Origin of the sequence: Nostoc sp. UHCC 0252 (assembly GCF_034931145.1) — a bacterium.
In the GTDB taxonomy this organism is placed as follows: Bacteria; Cyanobacteriota; Cyanobacteriia; order Cyanobacteriales; family Nostocaceae; genus Nostoc.
Genome location: NZ_JAYGHE010000007.1, coordinates 1 through 12,053 on the forward strand (window position 1 = coordinate 1; position 12,053 = coordinate 12,053).

11 protein-coding genes and 1 pseudogene are annotated in these 12,053 nt (G+C 32.7%); 1 reads left to right on the top strand and 11 read right to left on the bottom strand.

Annotated features, from left to right (window positions below; all coding sequences use genetic code 11):
• Positions 1 to 113: 113 nt before the first annotated feature.
• From rfbC to VB732_RS06445, 5 genes are all read right to left on the bottom strand, one after another.
• Positions 114 to 659, bottom strand: a complete 546-nt coding sequence (gene rfbC, locus VB732_RS06425) for a dTDP-4-dehydrorhamnose 3,5-epimerase (protein ID WP_323230002.1) — start codon at positions 657 to 659, stop codon at positions 114 to 116.
• A gap of 116 nt (positions 660 to 775) precedes the next feature.
• The gene (locus VB732_RS06430) at positions 776 to 1,852 is read right to left on the bottom strand and encodes a glucose-1-phosphate thymidylyltransferase (protein WP_323230003.1); all 1,077 of its coding nucleotides are present in this window, start codon (positions 1,850 to 1,852) and stop codon (positions 776 to 778) included.
• A 98-nt stretch (positions 1,853 to 1,950) separates the two neighbouring features.
• Entirely contained in the window at positions 1,951 to 3,018 is a 1,068-nt protein-coding gene (locus VB732_RS06435; RefSeq protein ID WP_323230004.1) for a glycosyltransferase family 1 protein, read from the bottom strand.
• A 2-nt stretch (positions 3,019 to 3,020) separates the two neighbouring features.
• Positions 3,021 to 3,908, bottom strand: coding sequence for a glycosyltransferase family 2 protein (locus tag VB732_RS06440; protein ID WP_323230005.1), 888 nt, complete (start codon positions 3,906 to 3,908; stop codon positions 3,021 to 3,023).
• A gap of 2 nt (positions 3,909 to 3,910) precedes the next feature.
• Positions 3,911 to 4,906: a glycosyltransferase family 2 protein gene (locus VB732_RS06445; protein WP_323230006.1), complete on the bottom strand. Its 996-nt coding sequence runs from the start codon at positions 4,904 to 4,906 to the stop codon at positions 3,911 to 3,913.
• Positions 4,907 to 5,300: 394 nt separating this feature from the next.
• Between VB732_RS06445 and VB732_RS06450 the strand changes: the two genes are divergently transcribed.
• The gene (locus tag VB732_RS06450) at positions 5,301 to 5,666 is read left to right on the top strand and encodes an EamA family transporter (protein ID WP_323230007.1); all 366 of its coding nucleotides are present in this window, start codon (positions 5,301 to 5,303) and stop codon (positions 5,664 to 5,666) included.
• Between the two features lie 15 nt (positions 5,667 to 5,681).
• Here VB732_RS06450 and VB732_RS06455 read toward each other — a convergent pair whose 3' ends face one another.
• From VB732_RS06455 to VB732_RS06480, 6 genes and pseudogenes are all read right to left on the bottom strand, one after another.
• Complete coding sequence (locus VB732_RS06455) at positions 5,682 to 5,963, bottom strand: hypothetical protein (RefSeq protein ID WP_323230008.1); 282 nt, start codon at positions 5,961 to 5,963, stop codon at positions 5,682 to 5,684.
• A 177-nt stretch (positions 5,964 to 6,140) separates the two neighbouring features.
• Complete coding sequence (locus tag VB732_RS06460; RefSeq protein ID WP_323230009.1) at positions 6,141 to 7,829, bottom strand: glycosyltransferase family 39 protein; 1,689 nt, start codon at positions 7,827 to 7,829, stop codon at positions 6,141 to 6,143.
• Positions 7,830 to 7,932: 103 nt separating this feature from the next.
• A complete protein-coding gene (locus VB732_RS06465) occupies positions 7,933 to 8,505 on the bottom strand; it encodes a class I SAM-dependent methyltransferase (protein WP_323230010.1) in 573 nt (190 codons plus the stop codon).
• 5 nt (positions 8,506 to 8,510) lie between these two features.
• Positions 8,511 to 9,260, bottom strand: coding sequence for a glycosyltransferase family 2 protein (locus VB732_RS06470; RefSeq protein ID WP_323230011.1), 750 nt, complete (start codon positions 9,258 to 9,260; stop codon positions 8,511 to 8,513).
• A gap of 244 nt (positions 9,261 to 9,504) precedes the next feature.
• A complete protein-coding gene (locus tag VB732_RS06475) occupies positions 9,505 to 11,730 on the bottom strand; it encodes a glycosyltransferase (protein ID WP_323230012.1) in 2,226 nt (741 codons plus the stop codon).
• A 41-nt stretch (positions 11,731 to 11,771) separates the two neighbouring features.
• Positions 11,772 to 12,053 (bottom strand): annotated as a pseudogene (locus VB732_RS06480) (methyltransferase); the annotation flags it as partial.

Below are 12,053 nucleotides of genomic sequence, written 5' to 3' on the forward strand. Positions count from 1 at the left end.
TCTGATGAAAAATCAAAGTTTTTCTGCACACTATAAAAGTAGGCTTAGGGTATAGCAAAAGGCGAGATATCTGACCAATGACCAATGACCAATGACCAATGACCAATGACTACTTAATCAAATACTTCAGCAGTTCTCAAAGATTTACCGGCTTGGTCTTTAGCTGATAAAATCGGTGGCGCATTCATGGGCCAATCTATCGCTAAATCTGGATCGTTCCATAAAATTGTGCGATCGCCTTGGGGTGCGTAGTAATCTGTAGCTTTGTAGAGAACTTCGGCTATTTCTGAAAGCACGAGAAACCCGTGAGCAAAGCCTGGTGGTATCCACAGTAGACGTTTGTTCTCAGCACTGAGTTCATAACCTACCCACTTCCCAAAAGTAGCCGAACTTTTTCTAATATCTACGGCTACGTCAAAGATAGTACCAACAATAGCCCGGACAAGTTTACCTTGGGGTTGGTGAATTTGGTAGTGCAACCCCCGCAGAACGTTTTGTTTAGAGCAAGAGTGGTTATCTTGGACGAAGTTGGCAACGATACCAGTCTCTTGGGCAAATTTTCGATCGTTGTAGGCTTCAAAAAAGAACCCGCGATCGTCTGCAAATACTTGGGGTTCGAGTTGTATAACTTCGGCGATTTTAGTACGTACAATGCTCATCAATATTATTTTGAGTAGCCTACCACAGTGTTAATTGTGAGAGTAATTTAATGCTTGTATTTTACAACTAGCAGGTAAAACTTCGACCGTGGAGTTTCTTGTTTTTAACAAGTAAATCAGGTTAGTTCAATTTGACAGTCATCGCCAATTAGAAATCGTAAGGCTTTGGGGCGGCGCGGTGCAAGAGTCAATTGTGCCCGTTGCCCAATGACACTATCAATAATACGCTGATGAATTCCGACAATTTTAGCACCTTCTAAAATCACACTGTGTTCTAAATCAGTATCAATGACTGTCGCATTGTTAGCAATACTACTGTAAGGGCCAATAAAGCAGTTTTCTAAGTGGCAATTACTACCAATGACTACTGGGCCCCGAATTGTACAGTTAATCACTTTTGAATTGGCACCAATTTTGACTCGTCCACTAATCTGACTTTGGGCATCGACTTCGCCAATAACTGATGCTGTCAGATAAGTATCGAGAATCAATCGGTTAGCTTCTAATAAGTCATCTTTCTTACCAGTATCAAGCCACCAACCTTGGAGATTGTAAGATAAAACTTGTTTTTCCTGATTAATTAGGTATTGAATAGCATCAGTAATTTCTAATTCACCTCTGCTGGAAGGTTGGATATTTGCGATCGCATCAAAAATGAGGTGAGAAAAGAAATAAACCCCTACCAGTGCCAAATTTGAAGGCGGAACTTTGGGTTTTTCAATTAGCTGCAATACCCGTCCGGTTTCATCTATCTCAGCCACACCAAAGGCGCTAGGATTGGCAACCGAACGCAAGAGAATCAGAGCATCTGGCTGTTGTTGGCTAAATTGTTGCAGAAAGTAACGTAATTCACCTAGTTGAATCAGGTTATCGCCCAAATACATGACAAAGGGGGAATTTCCTAAAAAGGAATGGGCGATTTGGACGGCGTGAGCAAGTCCAAGTGGTTGTTCTTGGACTATGTAGGTGATGTTTGCTCCAAAGGATTCTCCATTTCCGGTTTTCCCTTGGACTTCTGCCCCAGTTTCCGGGCTGATGATGATGCCAATATCAGTAATCCCAGTAGCGACCATTTCTTCAATGCCATACCACAAAACTGGCTTATTAGCAACTGGTACGAGTTGTTTGGCTCCGCTATAAGTTAGGGGACGTAGGCGTGTACCTTTCCCGCCAGAGAGGATTAATGCTTTCATAGGGATCAAGGATTATTTATGAGTCATTAGTCAAGATAATCTGAAATCTGGACAAAATCCTAAATCCTGACATCTAAATTATGGTGTTAGTTTATTTTTTATATGTATCGGGATAATACTTCGGCGGTTGCTTGTCCAGTTTTTTCCCAACTGAATTGTTGGGAGCGAATGATACCTTGATTAGAAAGGCGCGATCGCAATGCCGAATCAGTTGCGATCGCCTCCATCGCCTCTGTTATTTCTTTGGTGTTGTAGGGATCGATTAGAATCGCCGCGTCCCCAGCTACTTCTGGTAAGGAGGAGAGATTGGAGGTTATGACGGGAGTACCACAAGCCATTGCTTCGAGGACAGGTAAACCAAAGCCTTCCCAGAGACTGGGGAAAACCAGAGCGATCGCTTCATTGATGATTTTTGGCAATTCGCTATATGGTACATAGTCGAGGAACTTCACTTGATTCGTGATGCCGAGTTGGGCAACTTGCGCTGTTAAAGTTGGGGTGTAACGGCGATCGCTTGGCCCTGCTAACCAAAGTTCATAGTCGCCGTTATTGGGTAGCGCGGCGAAGGCAGCAATAAGCCCATGTAAGTTTTTATAGGTATTTTGTCGTCCAATGTAGAGAAAGTAGTTACGGGTGGGAAGATTGAGAGGGCGGAAGTGAGTGCGATCGTGAGCAAGGGGGATTGGGGTGATTTTGCTGGCGGGAATTTGGTAAAAATCAGTGATGTCTTTTGCGGTGGCTTGGGAATTGCAGATGATGTATTGTGCCTGCCTGAGGATTTGGGGAACGTAGTAGCGATGATATATTGTCAGGGGTGAAAAGCGTTGAGAAAAACGTAGGGGAATCAAATCATGGATAGTGACAACGAAGCGAGAGCTAGTATTAATAGGGGCTTCTGGAATTGGAGAAAATAATAGTTTACATTTGAGCTTTTTATATATTTTAGGTAGTTCAAATTGCGTCCAAATTAAGCGATTTAAATGACCTTTAATACCTTGTTCTGATGTTTGATTAACAGGAGTTTCATAGCAATTATAGTCAGGGGCAAGTTGAGTAGTTAAAAGTGTTGGTTGAAGTGCTTTTAAGTAAGGTAAAAGATTAAAAGTATAGGTCGTGGTACCTGTAGGTTTAGTTAATATAAATGAAAGATTAATTAATAAAGACATAATTATTTATACATAAAAACTAACTTTAAAATTTTTAAACTATAAGGATTAAATGTTGTAAAATATTCATATAAAAACTTTAATATTAAATATATTTTTAACATCAATATCTCCCACATTGGCAGATGTTTATAATAGTAGTAAATCTGGCTACGTCTATATTCTACAGCCATTTTATTCGATATTTTATTTACAGAATGCCCTCTTATATGAATTAAGGATACATAAGGAGTATATAGAATTTTATAGCCTGAATTTCTGACTCTTTGACACAAATCAGACTCTTCAAAATACATAAAGAATTTTTCGTCAAAACCACCTAATAAATTAAATAAATCTGTCCTAATAAAAAAGGCTGCTCCAACGACAATATCTACTTCTTTAATATCTTTAAAATTCTGCTCTATAATATTCAACTTATTTTTATCTTCAGCATTTTCATGTATTTTTTTGGCTTCAATTTCTCCTTTGATTCCAATTTTGGGTGAAAAAGAAATTTGGAAACTTCCATCAGGAAAAACTAATTTAGTACCAATAACGCCGACATCTAGATTTGTAGACATCAATTCTATAAGATGGGGCAAAAGATTACTTGTAAGTATTGTATCAGTATTCAATAAGAATAGAAATTTACCTTGAGCTACTTTTGCACCGATATTATTACCTGCTCCAAAACCAACATTTTCTGGTAGTTTAATTAATTTTATATTAGGGAATTTATGATTAATAATACATACACTATTATCTTGAGAATTGTTATCTACTAAAATAATTTCACAGTTATCTCTAGGAATAAATTTTTCTAGAGAATTTAAACAATCTATTAGAACATCAGCACCATTATAGTTAACTAAGATGATTGATACTAAGTTATTTAATTCTGTGTTCATGCTTAATTATTTTTTTTGAAAACTATTTCTCTAATTTTTTGTAAATCTAATAAAACTTTCAAAGCCCAAATTCTCAAAGCTATACCTTCTGAATTATAGCCTGACGATAAACTTTTATATAATAACTTGAATATTTTTATACCAAAATCTAAATCTTTATCATCAAAAGGATTAGACCAATTTAAAATATCTAATTCTTGTTTAAATCGTTCATAAAAGAATTTACTAAAATCTCTATGAACTAAATAACTATTGCCAGTAATTTTAAATTTTTTACTTATCCAGACTAATAACTCACGGTAAAATTTACCTGCATCTTGCGTTACTCCCACATTATTTAAACCATGAATTCTATAGCCAACTAATGGTTGGTGAATATGTTCAATTTTACCTTTCTGGGCAGCAACTAAAGCTATCCACCAATCATGATACCAGCTAATTTTAACTTGAGGTGGAAATGGTAGTATATCTGTCAATATCGAAGTGCAAAATAACAGAGAGCATCCAGTTATTACATTCCGAAGTAACAATAAATCAATAGATAACTTTTCAGGATTACGTCCTTCAAACTTCCAGGTAGAATAATTGATTATTTTATCATTACTATCTATCATTTCTAAATCAGAATGTACTAAAACTGCTTGTTGCGATCGCAGTTTTTCTAAAAGCATAGCTAGTTTCTCAGGATACCAAATATCATCTTGATCTGCTAAAGCGATCGCGCGAATTGTTTGATCTTCAATACAATATCTTAATCCACGTTCAAAGTTATAATAATGATTAAAATTTTGCTCATGAAAATGAAAAATAAACCGTGAATCTTCTGCAATTAGTTTTTGAATGGCTGTTTGATACTCAATTTGAGAACAGTCATCAACAACATGACAAACCCAATTTTTATAATTTTGATTTTTTATTGATTGTATCTGCTTTTGAAAATATTCTAAATTAGGATTATATGTAGCTAAAACAATAGCAATTTTCTCATCTAACTGCATTTTAATAAATTGATTAATTGAGATTTATGTCAATAAAATAGTGAAAATCATCGCCAATCAACAACTATAAAGCCTTAGGACGATGGTGTGCAATGGTTAAATCTGCACGCTCTCAAATTAGGTTACCAACACTCTTTAACGAATTCTTTCTATCTTAGCGCCTTACGAAATAACACCGTGTTCTAAATATTTTGGTATCAATTTGGAATTTCTCCGAGATTTTACTATAGAATCTATCTTATTTTGTATCAATCATATGATTACCTATCTTCTTTGCTTTTTGTTTGATTACTGACTTGGTAGGCAGAAAATTATAAATTTTACAAAGGCATCTATAAGTGATAATATAGCAAGCAGAATTTCATCTTCATAAATTATCCGTTCCCAGTCAAAAATGAGTACAAAAGAGTTAGGTATTTTTCTTATTTCAATTTTTTGCAATATAGTTGGACAGATTCTTCTAAAGTCAGGAGCATTAAAACTAGGAGAGGTCAATGCAGCAAACTTATTTAACCATATCATTAGAATTTTATTTACACCAGAATTAATAATTGGTTTATCTTGTTATGCCATAGGTGCTATTGCGTATATTCTTGTATTAACTAGAGTAAACTTAAGCGTGGTTGGTCCTTCGACAGCCTTAGTTTACGTGTGTTCTTTTTTAATTGGCTATTTCTTTTTTCATGAGACTATTTCTATAAATCGCACTATAGGTTTGGGTTTAATTGTATGTGGAGTTATCCTAGTTATCTCTAAATAAATTAATGTAGTTTTTTTACGGTTTATAGCTGTTTTTGAAAAAGCTAATTAAAATTAAATTTTTTAATGAAATTAAGAAATAACAGATTGCAACTAAACAAGATATAATTAAACCGATAGTAAAGGAAGTAGGTCTATATTGAAAAACCACAGTTGAAATTCCAGCAGGAATGGCAACTGCTTTAAATAGAGTATCTGCTTCCATAACAGGAACTTTGACATCATTAACAAATGCTGAGCATCCAGGATAAATTTGATCGGCAAAGACTAGAATTGCAGGCTGTTGGCTTTTGGCCAAAAAGGATATTGTGCTTGTAGTGTAACTTCTTCTGAAGCTAAAGTCTGTAAAGAAACTGCCGTATTTTCACTAGATTTAAAATTTGGCTGTTTATTTCAAATAACTGTCGATTTATAATCAAATTTCTCATCTAACCACAAAAGAATTAAAATATGACTTTTCAAAGAAGAAAAATTTTTAACCTTTAACAGTATAAACTTCATAAATCACTTCATTTTTACTGTTGTAAAAATATTTTTCTAATTTTATTTCTTTGAAAAATAAAGAACTAAACTCGATAAAATTTCTTCTAGAATATTTCATGATTGCAGCATTTTCTGGATGCAATAATACTATATTTATTTTATCTTTAAAAAAAACTTTATAAAGTTTTTCTTGTTCATCTTTAGTTTGATTGTGTAAATCATTAAAAATTGACCAGAAATCCATGTATTTAATTCGTATTTCAGGTTTAGCTAAACCTTGTAACTGCGTATGAAATCCCCAATCTGCTGAAACAATAGAGTCAACTTTGTCTCGATAATTACCAAGATAGTGAGAAAGTTCATAAATTACAGGACTCCAAGTGGTACTAAAAGATTTTTTATCGTGCAAAGCCAACGAATAATAATTGTTTACTTTAATTTGTGAATGAATTAAATTACCAAAAATTAAAACTACTAACGTTATACATAAAATTTTAATTAATTGATGCCATTTTCTGACAATCTGAATTATTAGTTCAACTGAAACTAACGCAGCAGCTATATTAAAAAAATGCTGGAAAGGGAACAACATCATAATATGGTGCGGACCTCCTACTTGTTTGGTGAATACCATTTGCAGATAAATTAATGCAAAAAGAGTGGTAAAAAAAAGAAGTATTTTCTTACTATCAAAACCTAAATGTAGGGAACTTTTATAATTACACTTCAATAAAATAGCTAAAGATAAAACAATTAGTAAAAAAATAATATTTAAAAATGTTAATTCATTTAAACAACTGATTTCAGGTAATGATTGATTAAAAATAAATTCATAAAATCCTTTCCCATTAACAGTTGTTTCATAAACTTTATTTACTCGGAAAAAACGATCTAATAAAGTTTCTTGACTTGTTTCTCCTACACCTACATTTAAATTGAATATAGGTAATATTAATCCTACAATCATCAAAATCATAATTGTTATAAATGTGATTGTAGGAATTAATGTTTTAGATTTATGAAGTTTCCATATTTTAATAATATTTTTGGAATAGAAAATCACAGAGCATATAAATAATGCAGACATAAACCAAATAAAATTTAATTTGTCCCAAAACCCTAAAATTAAACCTATTATTAATAAAATATACCAATTAATAAATTTAGGGTTAGGCAAAGTGTAAGAATAAGATATTATTTTAAAGAAAATAAATAGAGTCAGAATTTTGAAAAAAATCATAAAAACTATAGGACCAAAATCTACCCTACTTATATAGATGAAAGAGGGATCGGTAGCTAAAACAATACTTATAAGACTAGCAATCCATTGATTAAATATTATTTTTCCTAAGTAAAAAGATAAAATTAATGTTATTGCAGAGATTAGAATAACTGGTATTCTAATAGTTTCTGGTGAAACTCCTAGAAAATGAAAAATAGGATAGAAAAAATATGCTTTCAATGCTCCTATATATGGCATTAGCATTACAGGAATACCCCAGATACGTTTATGGATAAATGTATTATCTAATCCTCCTAATGCTCCATTAACAAATAAAGTTTCATCATAATATAGTCCAGGATATTTAATTTCATAGCTTGTTGTGTAAATATAGTATGTGATTGATAAAGCAAGCACAATAATTGGCATTTTTTGTAAGTTCTTTGGGGTGTCTATCATAGATTTTTAAATTATTTTTGCTACTTTCTAACTAATTAACAGATTTTAACCAATCTCATCAAATACTCTAGATAGAAATTTTGGCTGTAGTTTTTTGTCAAGTTTAATAAACTTCTTTGACAACAGTACAAAAATTATTCATCCATATCTGAAAATATCTATGATTAAATTGCTTAAACCCAGTAATTTCAACCAATACTCTTTGAAGTTTCTTTCGGTTGTAATATCTTTTATGATCTTCTATCTCAGCCTTACTAACTATATTAAGTTTATAAGCCATAAACTCCAAAACAGGTTGAGACCAAACAGAGGGAACTGTAAGAATTAGTTTGCCACCAGGAACAAGTACTCTATAAATTTCCTTGAGGATTTGTTCATCATCATCAATGTGTTCTAGCACAGCTAACATAGTGACAACATCAAAACTATTATCATCGAATGGTAAATTACCCTCAAATTTTAGCTGTTTTGTTTGGATATTACCAAACATGGCATCTTCCACTTTGAAATCTACGCCATATCCTTGATTAATATGACCAGATATAGATTTTAAAAATGCTGTGGATCTTCCACAACCTATATCAAGGACAATAGACATTTTGGGGATATGAGAACTGACTTTTTTAAGCCTAAACCACCTCAATATTGGCTCTAAAATTGGTTCTTTGTATCTCATATATCTCATATAGTTTTTGCCAACGATTTTTGTGAAGGTAGAGAATAGAAAGATTGTTTTAATGAACAAAACAAATTAAAGTAGATAATATACCAAATCGCTTGAATTCCATCCTTGAGACCAATTTTTTTACCTTCTTCATAAGTTCTACCATAATAACTAATAGGAACTTCATAAATACGACATTTTAACTTAGCTACTTTTGCAGTTACTTCAATTTCAAAACCAAACCCTTTTGACTTGATAATCATATTCCTGATAATGTCACCACGGAAAGCTTTGTAACAAGTTTCAACATCTGTGATATTAACATTCGTGAAAACATCACTGAGGAATGTTAAAAATTTGTTAGCCATATAGTGAGAAAAATAAAGCACTCTTGCTGCTTTTCTAACTAAAAAACGTGAACCATAAACCACATCAGCTTTGTTATCTAATATTGGTTCAATGACATTTTGAATTTCTTGAGGGCTGTATTCTAAGTCAGCATCCTGAACAATTACAATATCGCCTCGAGTAGCTTGAAAACCGGTTTTTAAAGCGGCTGTCTTTCCTTTGTTGTGAAGATGATGGATAACTTCTAATTCACTATATTCTGAAGCAAGTTGCTCTAAAATTTCCCTAGTACCATCTGTAGAACCATCATTAACTACTACAATTTCTAGAATGTTTGGAACTTTTACTAGTTCCTCTATCACAACTCTAATAGTTAATTTTTCATTATAGGCAGGTACGACAACTGACAAAAGTTTCATTTTTTTCCTCAGATTTTAATTCCATTCATTGATAAAAACAGTTTATTTCCCCTATATCAAATTATTTTTATTACTTTCTAAATAACCAAATTTAAGTAGTTACATCAAATTCTTTAGATACAACTTTTTGCCATTGATATTTGTTAAATTTAAGTATAAAGCTTGGCTAAAACAATATTTAAAATTCTGAATTATTTGGTTGTTTTTGCCAAAATTTGATATTGAAGAATGTTTAATAAGGATTTTACAATAATTCAATTAAATTCTTCATTTTTAGTTTAATCTGGCTGTAACTATATCGATCAATTATTTTTATTGCATTTTTTGAAATTAAACTCCATCTTTTTGAATCCTGATAAATTTGTAATGTATATTTAGCAAAGGTATCCGGTTCATCAGCGATTAAAACATCAGTTTCATGAGTTAATCCCATACCTTCTGCACCAATAGATGTAGTGACTGTAGGTAAGCCGTAGGAAAGACTATGACCAATTTTGCCCTTCATACCAGCACCATATCTTAAAGGTGCGACAAAAACGCGACTCTTCAGAAAATAAGGTTCTACGTCTTGAATGTATCCAGGAACTTCAATACGAGGATCACTTGCTAAATCTTTCACTTCTGCTGGGGGATTACTACCTAATAAAGTAATTTTCATTTTAGGTTGTTTCTGCCAAATTAAAGGCATAATTTCTCTACACAGCCAAATCACAGCATCTACATTAGGGGTATGATTATAACCACCAATAAACAATAAGCCACTCCTGTGCTTAAAATGTAGCAACTCTCCTTCATATTGGTGGTGTATATTCGGCACAACGAAAACATTACTAATATTAAAATCCTCTAAAATCTTCTTCTCAACATCTGTGACAACAACCGTAGCTTCTGCTACCTTAGCCATATTTAATTCTATATCTTGGACTTGTTGCCAAGATGGTAAGTTATTCTCAGCATTGCTTTGGGGTACTAATTCTTGCTGTCTTTGTAGCCGTAAAAAATGCAGATCCACTGTATCATAAATAACTTTTATGGCAAAATTTTTCTTGAGTAAATTTATATATTTACTGCATAATTCAGGGCGGCATACCCAAGCAATATCGATTAGTTTTAATCGTTTAATTAGCTCCTCTTCTAGGCTAGGTTGTTTATGTGTACAATACAACACTTCTACACCCAGATTTTGCAATTCAGACGTATATGGTTCTTGAGGAAAGCCATTATCTGGCAAAAAAATTACAAAGTAATCTAGTTTTACAAAAATTTTAATAATATTTAATAGTCTGTAAGAACCTGACTCTTTATCGTGCAAGGGAACATAAGTATCTATAACTAAAATAGTTTTTTTACCTTGCAATCTTCTCGCTGCAAACTCTGCATTCTCTGCGTCAGGACTAAGGTGATGCTGTAATTGTTCTTGCCACTTCAGCAAAAATTTATAGCGATTAACTTTTTGATAGCTTTTAATTCCACTTTCTAAGCTGGTACCAGAACTAATTCCTTCATAATGGATTAATTGGGATTTAGGTTGGTATATAACCTTATATCCCAATTCTCGAATAGCAAAACATAGATCAGTATCTTCATAATATGCGGGTAGAAACTCTTCTGAAAAACCACCCAACTCGTTGAAGATTTCGGTTCTAACTACTAAACTTGCTGCTGAACAATAATCAACTTGTCTGACATAATTATATTCAGGACTATCAGGATGTTCTAATCTGCCATAATTCCATCCAGAGGCATCTTGCCAAATAATTCCTCCTGCTTCTTGAAGTCTGCCATCTGCATAAATTAACTTTGAGCCAACTGCACCCACTTGATTATCTTTTGTAATTACTTCTACTAAGTTTTCTAACCATCCAGGCAAAACTTGAGTATCATTATTTAAAAAACATAAGAATTTACCTTTTGCTCTTGCTGCGCCATGATTACAAGAACGAATAAAACCAAGATTTTGTTTATTAACTACAACTTGAATGGTTGAAGAACAGCTTAAATATTCTTGAGTTTCATCACTAGAATTATCATCAACAACAATTACCTCAAAGCTAATTGTTGTTGATGATAAGTAATTTTGTAAAGATTTTAAACAATTAAATGTATAAGTAAATTTATTATAAACAGGTATAATAATCGATACTTGTGGAGATATATATTCAGGAAACTGAAATTTTATTTTTTTGGGAGTGTCGAGTACTGTATATTTTTGGATGTTTGTTGAATTAGTAAGACAAAGGCTTGATTGATCTAGTTTTTGTGTAGTCTTAGCAATTACTTTTTGAAAAACTTTACTTACACCTTCTTTCTGTAAAACAATCAATAGTTTCTGGAATTTGCTGATTTGATTGGTTTTCGTAGTTATAAAATTTTGCTTTAACACAAGCTGAATTTGCGCTAGTCGATTTTGACTGCGCTTTAATTCTTGTTGTTTGTTTAATAATTCTTTTAATGGTGCTTCAATATTCAATTTGATAACCCCTTCAATTTCATAACTACTGATGTTTACTATCAATCTACTTTTAGTCCAATAGTTCGCTTGAATTGAAACCAAATTTGTCTCAGTTTCCAAAATTTACTCGTTTCCATTGCTTGAATCATATCCTGAGTTTGTCTCCATTCGCTTTGAGCTTGTTGAAGCAGTCTTTGAGTTTCTTGCCATTGTTGATAAATATAGTCAAATTTATTTTGATATTCTTCATCTGGTTTTTGTGATTGAACTTGAAATTGCTCTAAGGCAGTTAGTGTTTGTTGTAGTTGAGACTGTGTTCGCTCTAGTTCTGCCCGTGTTTG

Bases quoted from the DNA above. Each gene is read 5' to 3' on its own strand.
- rfbC (WP_323230002.1), bottom strand. From the start codon at position 659: ATGAGCATTGTACGTACTAAAATCGCCGAAGTTATACAACTCGAACCC.
- VB732_RS06430 (WP_323230003.1), bottom strand. From the start codon at position 1,852: ATGAAAGCATTAATCCTCTCTGGCGGGAAAGGTACACGCCTACGTCCC.
- VB732_RS06435 (WP_323230004.1), bottom strand. From the start codon at position 3,018: ATGTCTTTATTAATTAATCTTTCATTTATATTAACTAAACCTACAGGT.
- VB732_RS06440 (WP_323230005.1), bottom strand. From the start codon at position 3,908: ATGAACACAGAATTAAATAACTTAGTATCAATCATCTTAGTTAACTAT.
- VB732_RS06445 (WP_323230006.1), bottom strand. From the start codon at position 4,906: ATGCAGTTAGATGAGAAAATTGCTATTGTTTTAGCTACATATAATCCT.
- VB732_RS06450 (WP_323230007.1), top strand. From the start codon at position 5,301: ATGAGTACAAAAGAGTTAGGTATTTTTCTTATTTCAATTTTTTGCAAT.
- VB732_RS06460 (WP_323230009.1), bottom strand. From the start codon at position 7,829: ATGATAGACACCCCAAAGAACTTACAAAAAATGCCAATTATTGTGCTT.
- VB732_RS06465 (WP_323230010.1), bottom strand. From the start codon at position 8,505: ATGAGATACAAAGAACCAATTTTAGAGCCAATATTGAGGTGGTTTAGG.
- VB732_RS06470 (WP_323230011.1), bottom strand. From the start codon at position 9,260: ATGAAACTTTTGTCAGTTGTCGTACCTGCCTATAATGAAAAATTAACT.